Origin of the sequence: Nocardiopsis dassonvillei (assembly GCF_964273065.1) — a bacterium.
GTDB classification, from domain to species: Bacteria; Actinomycetota; Actinomycetes; order Streptosporangiales; family Streptosporangiaceae; genus Nocardiopsis; species Nocardiopsis dassonvillei_B.
The window spans coordinates 4,920,190-4,941,410 of record NZ_OZ186815.1 but is presented as its reverse complement, the minus strand read 5'-3'; the positions used below and the strand labels follow the sequence as shown (position 1 = coordinate 4,941,410).

Sequence of the window (21,221 nt, the reverse complement as noted above, 5' to 3'; positions counted from 1 at the left end):
CTTTCGCCAGTGGGTCGGACTTCCCCCGCCGGGGTGGGGCGGGGGCGGCATGGACGGGCCCGGCCGACCGGGGGACGGATCGGCCGGGCCCTCCCCCTCCCGCGGCGCGGGAGGCGGGTCGGGTCCCCGCGGTCGGGGACCGGGCTGTGTTCTCCGAACCTCCGCCCGGGCCCGCCCGTCGGCCGCCGCCGTCCTCGGAGGACGGCTCGGCGGCCGCGGACTTCACCCGGGGCGCCTCCGGAGGGCGGGGGCCTTCGGCCCTGCGGAGCGGACCGGCGTTCGGAGAACAGCCCCTAGTCCTCCTTCCAGGAGGCCTCGGCGAAGTTCTCCTGGGTGAGCGGGCTGACGTTCGGCGGGTTCACGTTCTCGGCGAACACGATGGACGGCGGGGAGCTGGAGATCGGCAGGCCGGGCAGGATGTCCATGATCTGCTCGTTCAGGGACCGGTAGGCGGCGACGCGCTCCTCCGTGTCCGGGTTGCCGCTGGCCTCGGCCATGGCCTCGAACAGCTCGGGCTCGTCCATGCCCCAGGCGTCGTCCTTGACCGCGAACCAGGTGCCCAGGAAGTTGTAGGCGTCGTTGTAGTCCCCGGTCCAGCCGAGCAGGTAGAGCGAGCACTCGCCGCTGTTGGTCTTGGGGACGTACTCGGTCCACTCGAAGGACTTGGGCTCGACCGTGATGCCGACGTCCTCGAGGTCCTGGCTGATGACGTCGAAGATGTCGCGCGGGGCGGGCATGTACGGGCGGGTGACCTCGGTCGGGTAGCAGAAGTCGAGGGTCAGGTCCTCGTGGCCGGCCTCGGCCAGCATCTCCCGGGCCAGCTCCGGGTCGTAGTCGTAGGTGGTGACGTTCTCCGACCAGCCGTCGAGCGTGTTCGGGTGGAACTGGGTCGCCACCTCGCCGCCGGCCGGGAGGATGGTGTCGACGATGCGCTGGCGGTCGACCGCGTGGGCCAGGGCCCGGCGGACCTCGATATCGCCCAGCTCCTCGCTGGTCTCCTGCTGGAAGGCCAGGTAGAGGACGTTGAAGACGTCGCGGGTCGGAACCTGGAAACCGGCCTCGACCAGGGGTTCGACGTCGGCCGGGGCGACCAGGTCGTAACCGTGGATGTCACCGGCCTCCAGGGCCTGGCGGCGGGCCGTCTCGTCGGGGATGGCGCGCAGGATCATGGTCTCGAACCCGGCGGGCTCGCCCCAGTAGTCGTCGAAGCGCGCGAGGGTGACCTCGGCCTGGTCGCGGTTCCACGCCTCGGCCGTGAAGGGGCCGGTGCCCGCGATGGCGCCGGGCTCGGTGGTGTAGTCGGGCAGGGTGTAGTTGCCCTCCTCACCGGTGATCTCGGCGTCGGCGATGGTCTCCAGGCTGGTGGGGCTCAGGATGCCGAACGCCGCCAGGCTGAAACCGCCCGGGAAGATGGAGGAGTACTCCGTGATGGTGATGACGGCGGTGAGCTCGTCGGTGGCCTCGCAGGAGACGTAGCGGGACTCGGGCAGGCCCTCGTCCTCGTTCTCCGCGAAGCCGCCGAAGATGGCCTGCCAGTAGTACGAGTTGTTGGAGCTCTGCCAGGGGCCGGAGAGGTTGTGCCAGCGGTCGAAGTTGGCGCAGACGACCTCGGCGGTGAGCTCGTCGCCGTCGTGGAAGACGACGTCGTCGCGGAGGTGGAAGGTCCACTCGGTGCCGTCCTCGGACTGCTCCCAGGTCTCGGCCAGTCCGCCGGTGATCTCACTGCCGCCGGATTCGTGCTCGAGGAGCGTTTCGTAGACCTGGCGGCTGTAGCGGAAGGTCTCGCCGTCGCTGGCGAGGAACGGGTCGAGGGATTTGATGTCGCCTGCGGATCCGAACACGAACGGCTCGGAGGCGTCGCCTGCGGGATCCCGCTCGCTCTCCGCGCACGCCGTCGCCAACAGCGCCACGGAGGCCGCTGCGGCCAGCAGTGCCAGCGGCTTCCTGGAAGACTCAATGAACATGTCCACCTCTGTGGGGGGTGGGCGCCTGTGCCCGGGGGGTCGATTGAGAGGACCCTAGACCCGCCCCGCTCCGACGGGAAGATAGACGTCCGGGTGTTAATACAACCGTTTCATATCTGTGGCGCGATCCATAGGTGTGTTTCGTTGACCGCCCTGTTCAGCCGGAGCCGAAAAGCCGGTATCCGCACTGCGGACGTGGCCGGGGAGAAGGGAGAAGAGGCGTGGGGTGACACGCTCTTCTTCTTTTCCCTCGCCGGGAGAAAATGACGGAATGTGATATTGGGTCATCGGACCAATGACCATTTTGTCCATATCAGGACTTTCGTTGGGCGCCCGGGGAGGGCGCGTGCGGGCCTATGATCTTCCGGGTGACCACTCCCCTTGACGACGCGGCACTGACCGCGTTCCTCGAAGGCCAGGACAGCGCCTGGCTGGCGGAACAGCTCATGCTGGCCGCAGACGACGACCCCATCACCCGGATCCGGCTGACCGCCGCCGCGGGCTCGGAGAGCGCCGTGGACGACGCGCGCGCCGTCCTCCTCGCCGCCGTCGTGCAGCACGTCCCGGCGGATGAGCCCGATGACGACGACGCGCTGCACCGCGCCATCGACCTGCTCGACGACCTCGTCGACTACGGGTTCGAGGACGAGAGCGGCGACATCGCCGACGAGGCCCGCGACGCCTACGTGGAGCGCCACGGCGACGACGACAGCGACCACCTCGCCCGGCTGCACGCACTCGCCGACGGCTGAGCCGCCGCACCCGGGCACGGCCGGGCGCACGAAGCGGACGGGGGACCGGCCACGCCGGTCCCCCGTCCCCGTCCGGTCCTACTCCTTGTCCGGAGCGCCCTTCGCGTCCGCGGGCCCGGGGACCTCGCCCTCGGGGGTGTCGGCCTCCTCCCCGCCCGCCGCGGCCCCGGGGGCACCGGCCGGCCCGGCCGCACCGGCGGGCCCGGACTCCTCCTCGGGGGCGCCGGCCGCCGGAGCCGCGGCGGAGGGCTCCGCCTCCCCGGGCTCCGCAGAGGCCTCGGCGTCGCCGGACACGGCGGCCCCGGAGGACCCGGCGGGTTCGACGGGGCCGGGCTCCTCCGTTCCAAGGGTCTCCGTCCCGGGGGCCTCCTCCTCGGGGGCCGCCGCGGCCGCCGCCTCGACGGCCTCGGATGCCGCGGGCACCCCGGCGTCGTCGGACACGGCCTCCCCGGCCGCCCCGGGGGCGCCCCCGCTCTCCCTCCCGTCCGCCGCCTCGGGCGCACCGGCGGACCCGCCTGCGGAGTCGGCGAGTGCGGCGGCCTCGACGGCGTCGGCGGAGACCTCGTCCGCGACGGGTCCGGCCGCCTCCGCGACGGCGGACGCCCCGGTCGGCACGGCCTCCCCGGCGGGCTCGGACACCGCCTCGGCCCCGGTGCTCCGGAAGGCACCGGCGGCCTCGTCGGACCCGGCGGACTCTGCCGTGTCCTCGGGTCCGGACGTCTCCGCGACGGCGGGCGCCCCAGCCGGCACGGCCTCCTCGACGGGCTCGGACGCCGCCTCGGCCCCGGTGCTCCGGGAGGCGCCGACGGGCTCGTCGGCGTCGGCGGGCCCGGTGTCGCCGGAGGCCGTGCGGGACCCGGCGGATCCGGCCGCGTCCTCGGGCCCCGCCGTGTCGAACGGCACCGCGGCGGGGACGCCCGCCCCCGCCGCGGCGGATGCGGCGAAGGCGGCGGACCCGGCGGTGGCCCGGGGCTCGGCCACCGCGGCGGCGAGTGCCTCGATGTCGTCGGCGCTCGCGGTGTTGCGCGGGCGCTTGGGCGAGCACCAGCGGCGGACCTCGGTGGTCCACAGCGCGATGTTGATGACGATGGCCGTCACCGCGGCCAGCACGGCCCCGGCCAGCAGCGGCGTCACCGCCAGCTTCGAGGACAGGTACAGCCCGAACAGGGCGACGCCGAGCACGAACAGGGCGACCGCCTGGGAGACCCGCCACAGGGCGTGGTCGCCGCGGCGGACCGGCACCGCCAGGGCCGCCGAGGCGACTCCCGCCAGGACCGCGGTGACCAGGAGGACCCACAGGTCCCCCACCACCTCCTGGGGGATGTCGGCCGGGAAGAGCGACCAGGTCAGGTAGCCCAGCAGGCCGTACACGGGAGCGGCGACGAACATCAGGACACACGTCTGCCGCACGTCCAGCGGGGGCCGCACACCGGGGGCTGCGGGGGACGAAACGGAATCTTGCATGACGAAAGGGTCCCGTGTCCCCCTCCCCTGCGCAAGGCGGGGGCTCAGGACGGCTGCATCGCCGCCCGCGCGTACGCCAGCGATTCCCGGGTGAGGGTGTCCACGTCCAGCCGGACGTCGAACTCGCGTCCGGCCTCGTCCGGGTCCAGCGGTTGCAGCGTGTCCAGCTGGGACCGCAGCAGCGCGGGGGGCATGAAGTGGTCCGCCCGGGCGGCGAGCCGCTCCCAGATGACCTCCTCCGGCCCGTGCATGTGCAGGAAGTGCACCCCCGGCGCCCCCTGCCGCAACAGGTCGCGGTAGGACCGCTTGAGCGCGGAGCAGGCCATCACGGTCGACTCCCCCAGCGCCTCGTGGGACGCGATCCACCCGGCGAGCTCGCGCAGCCACGGCCAGCGGTCCTCGTCGGTCAGGGGGACCCCCGCGGCCATCTTGTCGATGTTGACGCGGGGGTGGAAGACGTCCGCCTCGGCGAAGGGCAGCTCCAGAGCCCGCGCCACATGTTCGGCGACGGTGGTCTTGCCGCTGCCCGAGACGCCCATGAAAACGAAGTGCATGGTTTCTCCTCGTGGGCACCTGCATGACCGCAAGTGCCGCCACCAATAGTGATATCAATCAGTCCGGCTAGGCTTCAGCCTGACCCCCGGTCGAAACAGGGAGAACGATGGCCACTGATCACCGCACGCTGCACAACCGGGTGCTGGCGGTCCTCGGGCCCGCCATCGCCGCCGGCGAGTACGCCACCGGCCACACGTTCACCCTCCAGGGGCTGGAGGAGGACTTCGGCGTGTCGCGGACCGTGGCCCGCGAGGCGGTGCGGGTGCTGGAGTCGATGCGGCTGGTGGTCAGCCGACCGCGCACCGGCATCCGGGTGCGCCCGATGCGTGATTGGAGCATCTTCGACCCGCAGCTGATCCGCTGGCGGTTGGCCGGTTCCGGCCGGATGGAGCAGCTGCGCTCCCTCAACGAGCTGCGCGCCGCCGTCGAGCCCGGCGCCGCCGCGCTGGCCGCGGTCCGCGGCGACGCCCAGGCCCGCTCCCACCTGGTGGTGGTCGCCGACGAGATGGTCCGTACCGGGCGCGCCGGGGACCTGGACACGTTCCTCGAGCTGGACATCGCCTTCCACCGCCACGTTCTGGAGCTGTCGGGCAACGAGATGCTCGTGGGCCTGTCGCAGGTGGTGTCGGAGGTCCTGGTGGGGCGCACCTCCTACGACCTGATGCCCCTCCACCCGCGGCCGGAGGCGCTGCGGCTGCACAAGGCCGTCGCCCAGGCCATCCGCGACGGGCTGCCCGACGTGGCCGAGGCGGCCATGCGCGCCATCGTCACCGAGGTCGTCGAGGCCCTGGAGGACGACCCGACCCGGAGCGACGAGGACGACGTCCCCGTATGAGCCGGGCCGCCGGGTCACAGCACCAGGCTCAGGCCGAAGGCCAGGCCGAACCCGATGAAGCCGATGAGGGTCTCCATCACGGTCCAGGTCTTGAGCGTGGTCTTGACGTCCATCCCGAGGAACCGGCCGACCAGCCAGAACCCGGAGTCGTTGACGTGCGACAGGGCGGTGGCGCCGGAGGCGATGGCGATGACGATCAGCGCCAGGTCGATCGACGACAGCCCGCCGGCCGCCTGCACGGCGGGGGCGATGAGCCCGGCGGCCGTGGTGATGGCGACGGTGGCCGAGCCCTGGGCGACACGCAGCGCGAGCGCGATCACGAACGCGGCCACGATCACCGGCAGCCCGGTGGCCTCCAGGCTCTCGGCGAGCGCGTCGCCGATGCCGCTGGTGCGCAGCACCATGCCGAACATGCCGCCCGCACCGGTGATGAGAATGATCCCGCAGACGGGGCCCAGCGCGTCGCCGACCAGGGTCTCCAGGCCCTGGCGGGTGAACCGGCCCCGGCTCAGCACCGCCATGGCGACCAGGACGGTGATGAGCAGGGCGACGGGGGTCTGGCCGACCAGCTGGGAGACCTGCACCCACAGCGCGTCCGCGGGGACGGCGCCGGTGGCGACGAAGGTGCTCACACCGGTGTTGGCGAAGATCAGCAGCATCGGCAGGAGCAGCAGGCCGATGACGGTGGCCAGGTGCGGCGGGTTCTCGTGGTCCACGGTGCCGTCGGACGAGATGTCGTCGGGCACGGGGATCACGATGCGCCCGCCGATCCAGCGGCCGAACAGGTAGCTGGACAGGTACCAGGTGGGGATGGCCAGGAGCAGGCCGATCAGCAGGACCAGGCCCATGTCGGCGCCGATCTCGACGGCGGCGGTGACCGGCCCGGGGTGCGGGGGCACGAAGGCGTGCATGACCGCGAAGGCGCCCGCGGTGGGCAGGGCGTAGGCCAGGACGGAGCCGCCGACCCGGCGGGCGACGCTGAAGACGATCGGCAGCATGACCACGAGGCCGACGTCGAAGAACAGCGGGAAGCCGAAGAGCAGCGACGCGACGCCCAGTGCCAGGGGCGCCCGCTTCTCACCGAAGGCCCTGATCAGCGCTCCGGCCAGGACGGCGGCACCGCCGGTGACCTCCAGCATGCGCCCGAGCATCACGCCCAGGCCGACGAGCAGGGCGACGTTGGCGAGGGTTCCGCCGAAGCCGCCCAGGAGGGTCGGCATGATCTCGGCGACCGGGATGCCCGCGACGACCGCGGTCAGCAGGCTGACCAGGACGAGGGCGATGAAGGCGTGCAGCCTGAGGCGGATGATCAGGAACAGCAGCAGGGCGATGGCCCCGGCCGCGATCCCGAGGAGGGGACCCGTCCCGTAGACGGGGGTGAAGTTCTCCACAGCGGAGCCTTCCGGTGAGCGGACGACGGAGGAGCGGAGCCGCCGGACGGCACGGCCCCGGCCTGTCCTCGAGGCAGGCTGACGAAATGGTAGTACCATTTGTGAGCATCTGTGAACACCGGAGTGGATTCCTGTGACCCCGGCGAGACCCGGGTCACCCGCACCCCCCGCGACACGGGCGTTCCCGGCTGAGAGTGACCCCCGTCACCCGCCGACCCGGGGGCCGCGCCCCGCCCGGACCGAGGTCGTGAATTCCTTTCGCATTCTTCGCGAACACCCGGCCGCCTCCCCGCCCTCCGGGGACCCTCGGCCGGAAGCGGACGAACACAACGACGAATCCGGCGCCACAAGCGCATTGACCTGCGAAGATCCCGCGAACCCCGATTTAGGCAAGGGGTTTATCCGAATTTCCACACCGCCCGGAAAAGCACGAAGGGCCGCACATGGTTCACCATGCTCTTCAAGCTCCGAGCGCCGCCACGGAACGCACTGTCCGAAAATTACCAAAAGGCGCCTTTAACTCATGTGCCCCGATCTCGATCCCGCCGACCCCACAACCTTGACAGCATGCTGTCAAGATGACAGGATACTGCCATGAACGATGAGAGCAGGAAGACCGTCCACCTCGCCGTCTACGAGGGGCTCGCCGACTGGGAGGTCGGGCACGCCGTCGCCACCATCCGCAGCGGCGAGTGGCAGCGCTCCCCGGGCCGCTACGACGTCGTCACCGTCGGGCTGGGCGGCGCCCCCGTGACCACCATGGGCGGTGTCACCGTCCTGCCCGACATCTCGCTCGCCCAGCTCAAGCCGTCCAGCAGCTCGATGCTGATCCTGCCGGGCGCCGAAGCCTGGGACGCGGACCCCGAGTCGATGACCTCCTTCGCCTCCGCCGCCGGGATCTTCCTCGACGCCGGAGTGCCCGTCGCGGCGATCTGCGGGGCCACCGCCGGACTGGCCCGCGAGGGCCTGCTCGACTACCGCGACCACACCAGCGCCGCACCCGAATACCTGCTGGCCACCGGCTACTCGGGCGCGGGGCGGTACCGCAACTCCCTGGCCGTCGCCGACGACGGGCTGATCACGGCGGGCCCCACGGCCCCCATCGAGTTCGCCCGCGAGATCTTCGCCCAGCTGGACCTGTTCACGCCCCGGACGCTGGACGCCTGGTACCGGCTGCACGCCCAGCACGACGCCGGGGCCTACTTCGCCCTGATGGAGGGGGCCTGACCATGGCGCGTCCCGGCCTCCGCAGCGCCGAACTGCTCAGCGGGACCGCCCTCACCGTCTTCCGCCTCAACGGCCAGTTCCTGTCGGTCGCCGAGGAACTGGCCCGGCCCGCGGGACTGACCGCGGCCCGCTGGCAGGTGCTGGGCTCCGTCACCGGAACACCCAAGCCCGTGTCGGGCATCGCCCGGGAACTCGGCAGCGCCCGCCAGAGCGTCCAGCGCATCGCGGACGTGCTGGTGGATCAGGGGCTCGCCGAGTACCTGCCCAATCCCGCGCACAGCCGGGCCAAGCTCCTCTCCCCCACCGCCGAGGGCATCGCGGCGCTGCGCCGGATCGACCCGGCGCACGGGCGGCTGGCCGAGGCCCTGGTCGCGGAACTCGGGGAGGAGGGGACCGCGGAAGCGCTGGCCGCCCTGCGTCTGCTGTCGGAGGCGATGGAGAGGATCGGCCCCGGGGACTGAACCGGCCGGGCAGTATCGTCGGTTCCGAACCCCCGCCGCCGCATCTGAGGAAGCGACCATGATCGACCTGCGCTCGGACACCGTCACCCGCCCCACCCCCGCCATGCGCCGGGCCATGGCGGAGGCGGAGGTGGGGGACGACGTCTTCGGTGAGGACCCCACCGTGCGCGCCCTGGAGGAGGAGACGGCCGCCCTGCTCGGCAAGGAGGCCGCCCTCTACGTTCCCTCCGGGCACATGGCCAACCAGCTGGGCCTGTACGTGTCCGTGCGCAGCGGCGACGAGGTGTGGGCGCACGAGCACCACCACCTCGTCGGAGACGAGCAGGGGGCCACGGCGGTGCTGGCCCGGGCGCTGCCCCGGCTGTACTCCGACGGCCTCGCCCCCTCCGACGCGCTCCTGGAGGAGTGGATCGCGGGGCGCGGCGACGTCCACCGCGCCGAGCCGGCCCTGGTGTGGCTGGAGAACACCTTCACCGGCCGGGTGGTCCCCCTGGCCGAGCAGCGCCGGGTGACCGGGTTCGCGCACCGTCACGGGCTGCGCGCCCACCTGGACGGGGCCCGGCTGTGGAACGCCGCCGCGGCCCTGGGGGTCTCCCCGGCCGAGGTGGCCGAGGGGTTCGACTCGGTGTCGGTGTGCTTCTCCAAGGGGCTGGGCGCCCCCGTGGGCTCCGCGCTGGCCGGGGACGCCGCGGCCGTGGCCCGGGCCCGGCGGGCCCGCAAACTGCTGGGCGCGGGGATGCGCCAGGCGGGCGTCATCGCCGCGGGAGCCCTGCACGCCCTGCGCCACCACCGGGAGCGGGTCGCCGAGGACCACGCGCGGGCCGCGCTGCTCGCCGAGCGGGTCGCCCGGGTGCCCGGCCTCCAGGCGCGGGCACAGACCAACATGGTGCTGGTGGAGACCCCGCAGGGCCGGGCCGCCGCGTACCGGGAGGCGTTCGCCCGGCACGGCGTGCGGACCCTGGACATCGGCGCGCGGACGATCCGCATGGTGGTCCACCTGGAGATCACCGACCGTGACGTCGACGAGGCCGCCACGGCGGTCGCCAAGGCCGCCGCCGAGTTCTGACCGGTCCCCGCGCCCGCCGTCCACGCAGGTCGGGCGCGGGCACCGGGAACCCCGCGACTACACTGTTGCGACCCACCGGTCCGTTCCGCGCGGCCCGATGTCACTCGTCCCATGGCGGGCGTCACATCGCGTAGTAGCATGCGCGTATGACATTGTCGTACTAGAGAGTGGTAGCACCCCCATGCCGGGAAGAATCCAGTCCATCGAACGCGCGGCCGCCATCCTGCGCCTCCTGGCCGGTGGGGCCCGCGGGCTGAGCCTGGCGGAGATCTCCCGCTCTCTCGAACTCCCCAAGGGCACCGTCCTGGGCATCCTGCGCACCCTCCAGCACGTGGGGTTCGTCGAGCAGGACCCCGAATCCGGCCGCTACCGGCTGGGCGGGGGCATGCTCAGCCTGGGCACCCGCTACCTCGACGGCAACGAGCTGCGCACCCGCGCCCTGAACTGGGCCGACACCCTGGCCTCGCGGAGCGGTGAGAGCGTGCGCATCGGCACCCCGCACCAGGGCCAGGTGCTGGTGGTGCACCACGTCTTCCGCCCCGACTCCTCCCGGCAGACCCTGGACGTGGGCACCCTGCTGCCGCTGCACGCCACCGCGCTGGGCAAGGTCCTCATGGCCTTCGACCCGCTGGTCACCCCGCTGGAGGACACCTCCGTGGAGGAGGGGCCGGTGGTCCTGCCCTCCTACACCCGCCACACGATCGTCTCCCCCGGCGAGCTGGAGAAACAGCTGGACGAGGTCCGCGAGAGCGGTTGGGCCTGGGAGTCCGAGGAACTGGTGGACGGCGAGGTGTCCATCGCCGCGCCCATCCGGGACCGGCGGGGCACCACGGTCGGGGCGATCGGGGTGCGCGGCGCGGTCGAGCGGCTGCGCGGCCCCGACGGCAGGCTCGACATGGAGCAGGTGTCCTACGTGCGCGACGCGGCCCGGGCGATCTCCCGGGAACTGGGCGCCACCCCCTACTGACCCCCGGGCCCCCGCCCGCCGCCGCACCCCCGACCGGCCGGGGCCCCGCGGCCGACCGCCTCCGCGCCGGCCCCGGTGCGGAGGCTCCGCCGTGCCCGGGGGGTGTTGCCGCGCCGCCTGCGAGGGTACGTGACCCACGCGACACGATTGCGTCACGCCGTCTTGACACAGGTGGGAGAAGCGGATGAAACTAACGCCTACTCATACGTCAATGTCGTACAACGTGCGGGTATAGCCCGTTGTTCGCGCGTGTCCGTCCCCGTTCCCGAGCCCTCCACTGAAGGCGAGAGCATCCGATGAGTCAGCAGTACGTCGCCGCGATCGACCAGGGCACCACATCGAGTCGCTGCATCCTTTTCGACCGGGACGGCCGCATCGTCTCGGTCGACCAGCGCGAGCACCGGCAGATCTTCCCCCGGCCCGGCTGGGTCGAGCACGACGCCCAGGAGATCTGGGCCAACGTCGAGGTCGTCGTCCAGAACGCCCTGGAGAAGAGCGACATCACGCCCGACCAGGTCGCCGCCATCGGTATCACCAACCAGCGCGAGACCACCGTCGTCTGGGACAAGGAGACCGGCGAGCCGGTCCACAACGCCATCGTCTGGCAGGACACCCGCACGGACGCCCTCGTCCGCGAACTCGGCGCCTCCGAGGGCCAGGACCGCTTCCGCGCCGCCTGCGGCCTGCCGCTGGCCACCTACTTCTCCGGCCCCAAGCTCCGCTGGCTGCTGGACAACGTCGACGGCCTGCGCGAGCGCGCCGAACGCGGCGAGGTCCTCTTCGGCACCATGGACACCTGGATCATCTGGAAGCTGACCGGCCGCCACGTCACCGACGTGACCAACGCCAGCCGCACCATGCTGATGAACCTGGCCACCCTGGAGTGGGACTCGGAGATCCTCGACGCCATGGGCATCCCAGCGGCCGTGCTGCCCGAGATCCGCTCCTCCTCCGAGGTCTACGGCCAGGCCCGCGGCTACCTGGAGGGCACCCCGGTGGCGTCCTCCCTGGGCGACCAGCACGCCGCGCTGTTCGGCCAGACCTGCTTCGACCCGGGCGACGTCAAGGGCACCTACGGCACCGGCACCTTCCTGGTGATGAACACCGGCACCGAGCCGGTCACCTCGGAGAACGGCCTGCTCACCACCCTGGGCTACAAGCTCGGCGACGCCCCGGCCGTGTACGCGCTGGAGGGCTCCATCGCGGTCACCGGGTCGCTCGTGCAGTGGCTGCGCGACAACCTGGGCCTGATCTCCACCGCCCCGGAGATCGAGACGCTGGCCCGCACCGTGGAGGACAACGGCGGCTGCTACTTCGTCCCCGCCTTCTCCGGCCTGTTCGCCCCGCACTGGCGCGGCGACGCCCGCGGCGTCATCGCCGGCCTGACCGGCTACGTGAACAAGGGGCACATCGCCCGGGCCGTCCTGGAGGCGACCGCCTGGCAGACCCGCGAGGTCGTCGACGCGATGAACGCCGACTCCAAGATCGAGCTGACCACCCTGAAGGTGGACGGCGGCATGACCGCGGACAACCTGCTCATGCAGATCCTGTCCGACGTCCTGGACGCCGAGGTGGTGCGCCCGATGGTCGCCGAGACCACCTGCCTGGGCGCCGCCTACGCCGCCGGACTCGCCGTGGGCTACTGGCCCGACGTGGAGACCCTGCGCGCCAACTGGCACAAGGCGGCGGAGTGGACCCCCGAGATGGAGCCCGCCGTGCGCGAGCGCGAATACCACAACTGGAACAAGGCGGTGAAGCGCACCCTCGGCTGGGTGGAGCACGACGAGAAGTGAACCGGACGGGCCGCGCCCGTTCCACCAGACGACCGCGTCCCGGGGGCACCGGCTGCCAACCTGACGGCCCCCGGGCGCGGCTCGGGCCGCCCGGCGGCCCTCCCCATCCCATTCCTGTGACGGGTGCGTCCGATTATGCCCGCGCCCCCGGGCCGGTGCGGACCCGTGACCCGGCTGCCCCACGCGGGCGGAGGCCATCATGTCGGTTTATCTCGCGGAGTTCGTCGGTACGGCGATCCTCATCCTCCTCGGCGGCGGTGTCGTCGCCGGTGTCGTCCTCGCCCGGTCCAAGGCCTTCAACGCCGGCTGGATCGTCATCACGTTCGGCTGGGGCATGGCGGTCGCCATCGCCGTCTACACGGTCGGCACGGTCAGCGGCGCGCACATCAACCCGGCGGTGACGCTGGGCCTGGCCAGTATCGGGGACTTCGACTGGGCCCTGGTCCCGGGCTACATGGCGGCGCAGCTGGCCGGCGCGTTCACCGGTGCGGTGCTGGTGTACCTGGCCTACTTCGCCCACTGGAAGGAGACCGACGACCCGGACGCCAAGCTGGGCGTGTTCAGCACCGCCCCGGCCGTGCGCAACCCGGTCGCCAACTTCACCACCGAGGTCATCGGCACCGCGATGCTGGTCCTGGGCGTGCTGGGCATCGGCGCCAACTCCGGCCACGTGACGCAGGGGAGCGCCGACCTGTCGGCGCTGTTCTCCACCGGTATCGCCCCGCTGCTGGTGGGTCTGCTGGTGCTGGGCATCGGCCTGTCCCTGGGCGGCCCGACCGGGTACGCCATCAACCCGGCCCGCGACCTGGGCCCGCGGCTGGCGCACGCGCTGCTGCCCATCCCGGGCAAGGGCTCCTCGGACTGGGGGTACGCCTGGATCCCGGTGGTGGCCCCGCTCGTCGGCGGCGTCATCGGCGCCTGGGTGTGGAGGCTGACCGGCTTCGGCGGCTGACCTCCCGGTCCCGCGGTACGGCGGGGGCGGCGGACACGGTCCGCCGCCCCCGTTCCGTGTGGGGCCGACCCCCGGCTCCGGGTCGGCCCGGACCCGACCCGGGAAGCCCGGCGGGGCCGGGCGGACCGGCGCGCAGGGCCTGGAGCAGGGCGTGCCAGGTACGGGCGCCGAAGACGAGCACGGTCCCGTCCGGGCGCCCGCTGTCGCGGATCGCCGCCCCTCCGGGGACCCGGGCCACCTCCACGCACTCCCCCTGGTTGGGCTGGCTGTACGTGGACTTCCGGTACGGGGACCGGGTCCGGTGCGACGGTTCAGGGTCGACCGCTTCGGGCACTCGACGCCTCCAGATAGGTCTCGCGCAGGTGGTCCAGGGTCTCGTTGGGCCGCAGTGCCACCAGGCGCAGGTGCTCGGCGAGGGTGCGGTAGCGGGCGACCTCGTCGGCCCCCTCCAGGTAGATGCCGTCGGAGGTGGTCTCCAGGTAGACGACGGTGGGATCGCCCGGGTGGAGGAAGTCCATGATGACGAAGGGGCCGCCGGAGCCGGGGTTGAGCCGGTCGGCCAGGGTCATCTGGACGGTGATGTTCGGGCGTTCGGACATCTTCAGGAGGTGGCGTACCTGCCGGGCGAGGACCTCGGGGTGGGCGCGCAGCCGCAGCAGCGCCCCCTCGTCGAAGATCGCCCGCAGCAGCGGCGGGTCCTCGTCGTCGAGTATCCGCTGCCGGATGAGCCGGGCGTCCGTGAACCGGCGGATGTCCTGCGGCACGGTCAGGCAGGCCTGGGCGGTGACCCGCATGTACTCCGGCGTCTGGAGCAGGCCCGGCAGGACCAGGGGCTGCCAGGTGCAGATGTCGCGCGCCTCGGTCTCGTAGCCGACGTAGGGGGCGGCCACCACGTCGCGGTACCGGGTCCACCATCCGCGGTCGAGGGCCTGGCGGCACAGGAGGAGGATCTCGTCGTACTCCTCCCCGTGGTCCATCCCGCAGGCGTCGAGGATGGCGCGGACCTCCCGGAGCCGCGGCCGCTTCTTCACCCCCGATTCGATGTTGGAGTAGGTGGATTTGGACAGACCGGCCGCGAGTGCGACCTCCTCGCCGGTCTTTCCGGAGGCGAGCCTTATCCTGCGGATCTCCGAGGACAGGCGGCGGCGGCGGATCGTGGGTGAGTACCTGGTGGCCATGATGCCCTCATGCTAGGACCGGGGATCACCCGGGAGAGGGGTAATCCGAGGAATCCGAGGTTCGGGGCTATACATCTCGGCGAAAACCGAGATGACCGTTTTCTCGTCTTTGGAATTCAGGTTTTCCCGGTACGCCGCCCCCTGTTTCGGCACGCTCTCGAACGCCCTGCGGAAGCGACCCGAACCCTCGGCCGCGCCCGCATCCGCCCCAGGGGCCCCACGGGCCCCGCGACCCGCCCCCGGACCAGCCGCGTTCGACAATGACGCATCACAGGAACATCTGGCGACACCACGGCAACCCACGGTCACACCAGCCCCCTCGCATCCTCCGAGAAGTGCCGCCAGGGAACGGAAGATGCCCCGAGGGCCCCCTTCCCCTCCCCCACCGTGCGGCATTGTCGTATGATCTTTCCGAGGTCCGCACGGAACGCAGAGCCCGTTCCGGCGGCCGCACCGCCATCCCTCTCGGAGGAGTACCCGGCCATGACGACCACGCCCGACCCGGCCGCCCACCGACCCGGCACCGCCGACCCGGTGCCCGCCGCACGCGGCACCGACACGACCAGCACCGTCGCCGCGCTCCCCGGGCGCGGCGCGGACCGCGGGCGCGCCCGCGCCGAACTCTCCCGCGGCACCTTCGACCTCCTGGTCGTCGGCGGCGGCATCCTCGGCACCTCCGTCGCCTGGAACGCCGCCCAGTCCGGTCTGCGGGTCGCCATGGTGGACGCGGGCGACTTCGCCGGCGCCACCTCCAGCGCCTCCTCCAAGCTCGTCCACGGCGGCCTGCGCTACCTCCAGACCGGCAACCTCAAGCTGGTCGCCGAGAACCACCGCGAGCGCCGGTCGCTGGCCACCACCGTGGCCCCGCACCTGGTCAACCCGCTGCCGTTCCTGGTCCCGGTCTACGAGGGAGGGCCCCACGGGGCCGCCAAGATGGGCGCCGGGGTGTTCCTCTACTCCGCGCTGTCCGCGTTCGGAGACGGCATGGGACGGCTCCTCTCCCCGACCCAGGCCGCCCGGCTGGCACCGGGGCTGCGCACCGAGGGCCTGAAGTCGGTCGCCGCCTACGGCGACCACCAGATGAACGACAGCCGCATGGCCATCATGACCGTGCGGGCCGCCGTCGAGGCCGGTGCCGTCGTCCTCAACCACGCCGAGGTCGTGGACCTGCGCCGCACCGGCACGCGGGTCACCGGCGCGGAGCTGCGCGACCGCACCGACGGGACCGAGTTCGGCGTCGACGCGCGCCTGGTCCTCAACGCCACCGGGCCGTGGGTGGACCACCTGCGCCGGATGGAGGACCCCGCGGCCGCACCGAGCGTGCGCCTGTCCAAGGGCGCCCACCTGGTGCTGCGCACCCCCGAACCCTGGCGGGCGGCGCTGACCATCCCCGTGGACCGCCACCGGGTGTCGTTCGCCATCCCCTGGGAGGGGCGCCTGCTGCTGGGCACCACCGACGAGGAGTACACCGGGGACCCGGCGGAGGTGGCCGTGGTTCCCTCCGACGTGGAGCAGATCCTGGGTGAGGCCGCGCTCGGCATCGACGCGCCCTACCTGGACGCCTCCCACGTGGACTACGCGTTCGCGGGACTGCGGGTGCTGCCCGGCGGCGGCGGGGACACCAGCGCGGCCAAGCGCGAGACGGTGGTGACCCAGGGCCGGGGCGGCATGCTGTCGGTGGCCGGGGGCAAGTGGACGACCTACCGCCACATCGGCCGGACGGTCCTGAAGGAGCTGCGCAGGGTACGGGCGGTGCCGCTGGCCGAGGAGATGGCCGACCCGCTGAGGACCGTCCCGCTGCCGGGTCTGGCCAGCCCGGACGCGGTAGCGCAGCGGATCCTCATCGACCGGGAGCCGGGCGCCCGCCTGGAGCCGCCCGTGGCCCGCCACCTGGCCTCCCACTACGGGAGCCTGGCCCTGGACATCGCGGCGCTGATCCGCGAGGACCCGGCCCTGGGCGAGCGCATCCACCCCGACGGCCCGGACGTGTGGGCCCAGGTGGTGTTCGCCCGCGACCGCGAGTGGGCGGTCACCGTCGACGACGTGCTGCGCCGCCGCACGACGGTGACGGTGCGCGGGCTGGAGAGCCCGCAGGTGCGCGCCCGGGTCCAGGCCCTGCTGAGCGCCCCGGTGCCCGCCGGGGGCTGATCCCGGCCCGTACCGGACCCGGCCCGGAGGTGACGCCCCGGGCGGGGCCGTGCGGTCGGCGCCGGGTCCGGCGCAACGACGGGGACGACCCCGCGCGGTGGCCGAAGGCCACCGGGCGGGGTCGTCCCGAAACAGAGAGCCCCCGGAAGGACGGACCTTCCGGGGGCTCTCGAACGTGTGGTGCCGCTCTAACCGGAGTTAGATGGCGACGACGTTCTCGGCCTGCGGGCCGCGGGTGCCGGCGACGATGTCGAACTCCACGCGCTGGTTCTCCTCCAGGTTACGGAAGCCCGAACCCTGGATGGCGCTGTAGTGAACGAAGGCGTCGGGGCCACCGTCGTCGGGGGAGATGAAGCCGAAGCCCTTCTCGCCGTTGAACCACTTCACAGTTCCCTGAGCCATGTTGTCTCCTTCAGCTCGGTGTACAACGGGCGCAACCTCACGCCCGAGAATTGCCGCGAGCCGACTCCCCAGGGAAACCGCCCGCCGGTCACAAACTCCGCGGGCAAGACACCAACTGCGAAATTCAACGACTAACAATCACCTCGAACGTACCACAGACACCTGGGATCGCGAGGGTTTTCAGTGTGGCAACACGCACGAACAACCGGGGAATACCGGGTGTCCGGACGGAACGAGGCGCGACACCCCCCGCCACCACGGGGATGCCGCGCCTCGCCGCGCCGGACGGCCCGGGCTCAGCCCTGGTCGATCCCCACGAAGTGTCCGGCCTCGGCCTCCCGCAGCGGCGCCGACGCGTCGTCGGGGGCCACCGGGAGCTCGACGTCCTCCGGCGGGTTCGCCTTCAGCTCGGCGTCCACCTCCGCCCAGGTGCGGTGCAGCTGGGGCACGCACGAGAGCAGGTGCCGGCTGTAGGGGTGGAGCGGGTTCTCGAAGACGCGGGCGGTGGGGCCCATCTCCGCGATCGCGCCCTTGCGCAGGATCACCGACCGGTCGCTGACATAGTTGCCCAGGGACAGGTCGTGGGTGACGAACAGGATCGCCATCCCCCGCTCCTTCAGGTCCGCGAGCAGGTTGAGCACGTCGATCCGGGTGGAGGCGTCCAGCATGCTGATCACCTCGTCGGCCACCAGCAGGTCCACGTCCAGCAACAGGGCCCGCGCGATGAGCAGGCGCTGGAGCTGGCCGCCGCTGAGCTGGTGCGGGTACTTGCCCAGGACGTTCTCCGGGTCCAGGCGGACCGTGCCGACCGCCTTGAGCACCTTCTCCCGCCAGTCGGCGTCGGACGTGCCCGGGAAGTAGGAGCTCCGGATCATCTCGAACACCCGGTCCGCTTTGAAGATCGGGTTGAAGGAGCTGAACGGGTCCTGGAAGACCCCCTGCACCCTGCGGTAGTAGGCCTTGCGGGCGGCGTGCCCGCGGATGGTGGTGATGTCGGTGCCGTCGAAGGCGATGACCCCGGAGGTGGGCTTGAACAGCCCCAGCACCATCTTGCCGATGGTGCTCTTGCCGCTGCCGCTCTCGCCGATGAGGGAGACGACCTCCCCGGCCTCGACCTTCAGGCTGACGTCGCGGACGGCGCGCAGCCGTCCGCCGCCGAACGCCCCGACCCGGTACACCTTGTGCACGTGGCTGAGTTCCAGCACGTCCGTCTCACCCCGTCTTCCAGCAGGCGGCCCAGTGGCCGGTTTCGATCTCCACCAGCGGCGGCCGCTCGTTGCACTTGTCGAACGCCAGCGGGCAGCGCTCCTTGAAGCGGCAGCCGGTGGGCGGGTTCAGCAGACCCGGGGGCGTGCCGGGGATGCCCTCCAGCCGGCCCTGGTCGGTGGTGGAGCCCACCTCGGGCAGCGCCGAGATGAGCATCTGGGTGTACGGGTGCCGGGGGGCGTTGATGATGGTGGAGGCGGAGGCCTTCTCCACGATGTGGCCCGCGTACATCACCATGATCGTGTCGGCCATCTGGTACACGAGCGAGATGTCGTGGGTCACGAACACCATGCTCTTGATGTACTCGCGGTCCCGGAACTCCACCAGGGACTCGGCGACGGCGCGCTGGGTGGAGACGTCCAGGGCCGAGGTGACCTCGTCGGCGATGAGCAGCGACGGGTTGAGCAGCGTGGACATCACCATGACGACGCGCTGCTTCATACCCCCGGAGAGCTCGATCGGGAACCGGTTGAGGACGTCGGGGTCCAGGCCCACCAGTTCCAGGCGGCGCCTGAGCTCGTCGGCGATGTCCACAGGGCGCACCTTCCGCGCCCGCAGGAGGTCGTCGATCATCTTCCCGATCTTGCGGGTGGGGTTGAGCGCGCTCATCGCGTACTGCGGGATGAGCGAGATCTCGTGGTACCGCAGCGGCACCATCGCCCTGTCGTCGCCGATGGGCACGTCCTTGCCGTCCAGCTCGACCGTGCCGCCGACGTGGCGCATGCGCGAGTCGAGGCGGATCAGGCTCTTGCCCAGCGTGGTCTTGCCGCACCCGGACTCGCCGGCCAGACCCATGATCTCGCCGTCGGCCAGATCGAAGGTCACGCCGTCCAGGGCGTGGACGTCTCCGCGCAGGGTCTGGTAGTAGACCTTGAGGTCGTTGACGCGCAGAGTCATCACAGCTCCCGGAGCTTGGGGTTGAACACCTCGTCCAGCCCGACGTTCAGGATGTACAGCGAGCCGACGATCAGAGTGATGCCGAGGCCCGGCGGCACGAACCACCACCACATGCCCAGGTACAGGGAGCTCCACTTCATGGCGCTCTCGAGCATGAGGCCGAGGGAGACCCCGTTGGAGGGGCCCAGGCCGATGAAGTCCAGGCCGGCGGCGATGAGGATCGAGCCGCCGAACAGCAGGATGAAGGACATCACCAGGTAGGAGCTCATGTTGGGAGCGATCTCGGTGGTGATGATCCGCCAGGTGCGGCGTCCGCTGAGCCGGGCCAGGTCGACGTAGTCGCGGGTGGACAGCGACAGCGCCTGGGACCGGACCGCGCGGGCCGCCCACGGCCAGGAGGTCAGACCGATGAACACGCCCTGGACGAAGATGCCGCGCACCTCCAGGTAGGCGGTGACCACGATGAGGACCACCAGGGCGGGCAGCACCAGCACCACGTTGGTGAGCATGTTGAGGATCTCGTCGACGATCCCGCCCTTGTAGCCGGCGACGAACCCGACCGTCGTCCCGACGATGAAGGCGACGCCGCCGCCGAACGCCCCGATGAGGAAGGTGGAGCGCAGGCCGAACACGAACTGCGCCCAGACGTCCTGGCCGAAGCTGGTCGTGCCGAGCCAGTACTCGCCGTTGGGCGGCTGGCTCTGGGGGCCGACGTACTCGTTGGGCCCGTGGTCGATGAACAGCGGGCCGATGAGGCCGAGCAGCAGCAGTGAGAGCACGATCCCCAGGCCGATGAGCAGCTTGGGGTTGCGCACGGCGAAGTGCAGGACCTCGGAGGTCTTGCGCTCCGCGGTCGGTTCGGGCTGGGCCGCGTTCTCGGCGGTGCCCGGTGCTCCGGCGATCTCGCTCACGCCGCGCCTCCCGTCATCTGGACCCGGGTGCGCGGGTCGACCAGCACGTAGACGATGTCGATGATGAAGTTGGCGATCAGCACGCCGACGACCACGAAGAGGAAGGTGCCCTGGAGCACGAAGAAGTCGCGGTTGTTCAGCGCCTGGAGGATCAGGGTGCCCAGACCGGGGTAGTTGAACACGATCTCGGTGAGCAGGGCGCCGGACAGGACCGTGCCCAGCTGGACGGCCAGACCGGTGATCTGCGGCAGCATCGCGTTGCGGAACGCGTAGCGGCGGATCAGCCGGGTCGGTGCGCCCAGGGCCATGAGGTAGTTGGAGTAGTCCGCTTCCAGCTCGTAGATGATCATGTTCCGCATGCCGATCGCCCAGCCGCCCAGCGCCACGACGAACATGGACAGGAACGGCAGGAACCAGTGCGTGATCAGGCTGGAGATGAACAGCCAGCTGAAGTCGGGCCGCAGCGTCGGCGAGTAGCCGCCGGACGTGGGCAGGACGCCCGCGACGATGCCCAGGCTCCAGGCCAGCAGCAGGGCCAGCCACATGTACGGCATGGCGGTGAGGATGTACCCCACGGGCAGGACCGTGTTGTCGAGCAGCTTCTTGCGGGCGGCGAAGGCGCCGATCCGGTTCCCGACGATCCAGCTCAGCAGGATGGCGGGCAGGAGCAGGCCCAGGGTGTAGGGCGCCGACCTCAGGATGATGTCCAGTACGGGCTGGGGGAACAGCATGACGCTGACGCCCAGGTCGCCGCGGAGCAGGCCGGCCCAGAAGGAGAAGTACTGCTCGTACAGGGGGGTGTCCAGGCCGAAGACACCCGTGTAGTAGTCGTTCATGCGCTGCAGTGCCTCGGGGTTGCCGACCGAGGCCCTCGAGAGCATGCTCCGGACCGGGTCGCCCGGCATGAAGCGCGGGATCATCCAGTTGATGGTGACCGCGATGACGAACGTAAGCAGGTAGACGAAGAGCTTACGGCCGATGTAGCGCCACAC

21 protein-coding genes are annotated in these 21,221 nt (G+C 71.5%); 9 read left to right on the top strand and 12 right to left on the bottom strand.

The window, feature by feature from the left end; translation table 11 throughout:
- Positions 1-293: 293 nt before the first annotated feature.
- Both ACSUPR_RS22130 and ACSUPR_RS22125 read right to left on the bottom strand, forming a co-directional pair.
- Positions 294-1,964 carry an ABC transporter substrate-binding protein gene (locus ACSUPR_RS22130; RefSeq protein WP_436886622.1) on the bottom strand — a complete coding sequence of 557 codons (1,671 nt, stop codon included), beginning with the start codon at positions 1,962-1,964 and terminating at the stop codon, positions 294-296.
- Between the two features lie 96 nt (positions 1,965-2,060).
- The gene (locus tag ACSUPR_RS22125; RefSeq protein WP_436886621.1) at positions 2,061-2,276 is read right to left on the bottom strand and encodes a hypothetical protein; all 216 of its coding nucleotides are present in this window, start codon (positions 2,274-2,276) and stop codon (positions 2,061-2,063) included.
- Between the two features lie 56 nt (positions 2,277-2,332).
- Here ACSUPR_RS22125 and ACSUPR_RS22120 point away from each other — a divergent pair, with 56 nt between their 5' ends.
- A complete protein-coding gene (locus ACSUPR_RS22120) occupies positions 2,333-2,716 on the top strand; it encodes a hypothetical protein (RefSeq protein ID WP_436886620.1) in 384 nt (127 codons plus the stop codon).
- A 78-nt stretch (positions 2,717-2,794) separates the two neighbouring features.
- Here ACSUPR_RS22120 and ACSUPR_RS22115 read toward each other — a convergent pair whose 3' ends face one another.
- Positions 2,795-4,180 (bottom strand): hypothetical protein, encoded by a 1,386-nt coding sequence (locus ACSUPR_RS22115; protein ID WP_436886619.1) that lies wholly within the window; start codon positions 4,178-4,180, stop codon positions 2,795-2,797.
- A 44-nt stretch (positions 4,181-4,224) separates the two neighbouring features.
- On the bottom strand, positions 4,225-4,734 hold the full coding sequence (locus ACSUPR_RS22110) for a gluconokinase (RefSeq protein WP_436886618.1): 510 nt from the start codon (positions 4,732-4,734) through the stop codon (positions 4,225-4,227).
- Between the two features lie 107 nt (positions 4,735-4,841).
- On the opposite strand from ACSUPR_RS22110, the gene ACSUPR_RS22105 reads away from it, so the two are divergent.
- Positions 4,842-5,570: a FadR/GntR family transcriptional regulator gene (locus tag ACSUPR_RS22105; RefSeq protein ID WP_436886617.1), complete on the top strand. Its 729-nt coding sequence runs from the start codon at positions 4,842-4,844 to the stop codon at positions 5,568-5,570.
- A gap of 14 nt (positions 5,571-5,584) precedes the next feature.
- On the opposite strand, the gene ACSUPR_RS22100 is transcribed toward ACSUPR_RS22105, so the two are convergent.
- On the bottom strand, positions 5,585-6,961 hold the full coding sequence (locus tag ACSUPR_RS22100; RefSeq protein ID WP_436886616.1) for a GntP family permease: 1,377 nt from the start codon (positions 6,959-6,961) through the stop codon (positions 5,585-5,587).
- A gap of 594 nt (positions 6,962-7,555) precedes the next feature.
- Here ACSUPR_RS22100 and ACSUPR_RS22095 point away from each other — a divergent pair.
- The 6 genes from ACSUPR_RS22095 to ACSUPR_RS22070 all read left to right on the top strand — a co-directional run bounded on the left by ACSUPR_RS22095 (position 7,556) and on the right by ACSUPR_RS22070 (position 13,427).
- The gene (locus ACSUPR_RS22095) at positions 7,556-8,188 is read left to right on the top strand and encodes a DJ-1/PfpI family protein (protein WP_436886615.1); all 633 of its coding nucleotides are present in this window, start codon (positions 7,556-7,558) and stop codon (positions 8,186-8,188) included.
- A 2-nt stretch (positions 8,189-8,190) separates the two neighbouring features.
- A complete protein-coding gene (locus ACSUPR_RS22090; RefSeq protein WP_436886613.1) occupies positions 8,191-8,649 on the top strand; it encodes a MarR family winged helix-turn-helix transcriptional regulator in 459 nt (152 codons plus the stop codon).
- A 58-nt stretch (positions 8,650-8,707) separates the two neighbouring features.
- Complete coding sequence (locus ACSUPR_RS22085) at positions 8,708-9,715, top strand: threonine aldolase family protein (RefSeq protein WP_436886612.1); 1,008 nt, start codon at positions 8,708-8,710, stop codon at positions 9,713-9,715.
- A 181-nt stretch (positions 9,716-9,896) separates the two neighbouring features.
- Positions 9,897-10,682 (top strand): IclR family transcriptional regulator, encoded by a 786-nt coding sequence (locus ACSUPR_RS22080; RefSeq protein ID WP_436886611.1) that lies wholly within the window; start codon positions 9,897-9,899, stop codon positions 10,680-10,682.
- A gap of 296 nt (positions 10,683-10,978) precedes the next feature.
- Positions 10,979-12,475, top strand: a complete 1,497-nt coding sequence (gene glpK, locus ACSUPR_RS22075) for a glycerol kinase GlpK (RefSeq protein WP_436886610.1) — start codon at positions 10,979-10,981, stop codon at positions 12,473-12,475.
- Between the two features lie 199 nt (positions 12,476-12,674).
- Positions 12,675-13,427, top strand: coding sequence for an MIP/aquaporin family protein (locus ACSUPR_RS22070; protein ID WP_436886609.1), 753 nt, complete (start codon positions 12,675-12,677; stop codon positions 13,425-13,427).
- Here ACSUPR_RS22070 and ACSUPR_RS22065 read toward each other — a convergent pair.
- Both ACSUPR_RS22065 and ACSUPR_RS22060 read right to left on the bottom strand, forming a co-directional pair.
- Positions 13,384-13,665 carry a DUF397 domain-containing protein gene (locus ACSUPR_RS22065; RefSeq protein ID WP_436892099.1) on the bottom strand — a complete coding sequence of 94 codons (282 nt, stop codon included), beginning with the start codon at positions 13,663-13,665 and terminating at the stop codon, positions 13,384-13,386. The genes ACSUPR_RS22070 and ACSUPR_RS22065 overlap by 44 nt on opposite strands.
- Positions 13,666-13,738: 73 nt before the next feature.
- Positions 13,739-14,605, bottom strand: a complete 867-nt coding sequence (locus ACSUPR_RS22060) for a helix-turn-helix domain-containing protein (protein WP_436886608.1) — start codon at positions 14,603-14,605, stop codon at positions 13,739-13,741.
- A 483-nt stretch (positions 14,606-15,088) separates the two neighbouring features.
- Here ACSUPR_RS22060 and ACSUPR_RS22055 point away from each other — a divergent pair, with 483 nt between their 5' ends.
- On the top strand, positions 15,089-16,753 hold the full coding sequence (locus ACSUPR_RS22055; protein ID WP_436886607.1) for an FAD-dependent oxidoreductase: 1,665 nt from the start codon (positions 15,089-15,091) through the stop codon (positions 16,751-16,753).
- A gap of 198 nt (positions 16,754-16,951) precedes the next feature.
- Here ACSUPR_RS22055 and ACSUPR_RS22050 read toward each other — a convergent pair whose 3' ends face one another.
- The 5 genes from ACSUPR_RS22050 to ACSUPR_RS22030 all read right to left on the bottom strand — a co-directional run bounded on the left by ACSUPR_RS22050 (position 16,952) and on the right by ACSUPR_RS22030 (position 21,221).
- Complete coding sequence (locus ACSUPR_RS22050; protein ID WP_073378413.1) at positions 16,952-17,155, bottom strand: cold-shock protein; 204 nt, start codon at positions 17,153-17,155, stop codon at positions 16,952-16,954.
- A gap of 296 nt (positions 17,156-17,451) precedes the next feature.
- On the bottom strand, positions 17,452-18,360 hold the full coding sequence (locus ACSUPR_RS22045; protein ID WP_436886606.1) for an ATP-binding cassette domain-containing protein: 909 nt from the start codon (positions 18,358-18,360) through the stop codon (positions 17,452-17,454).
- A gap of 7 nt (positions 18,361-18,367) precedes the next feature.
- The gene (locus tag ACSUPR_RS22040; protein WP_436886605.1) at positions 18,368-19,318 is read right to left on the bottom strand and encodes an ABC transporter ATP-binding protein; all 951 of its coding nucleotides are present in this window, start codon (positions 19,316-19,318) and stop codon (positions 18,368-18,370) included.
- On the bottom strand, positions 19,318-20,229 hold the full coding sequence (locus ACSUPR_RS22035) for an ABC transporter permease (protein WP_436886604.1): 912 nt from the start codon (positions 20,227-20,229) through the stop codon (positions 19,318-19,320). Before ACSUPR_RS22035 ends, ACSUPR_RS22040 begins: the two co-directional genes overlap by 1 nt.
- Entirely contained in the window at positions 20,226-21,221 is a 996-nt protein-coding gene (locus tag ACSUPR_RS22030) for an ABC transporter permease (protein ID WP_436886603.1), read from the bottom strand. The genes ACSUPR_RS22035 and ACSUPR_RS22030 overlap by 4 nt, the downstream gene beginning before the upstream one ends.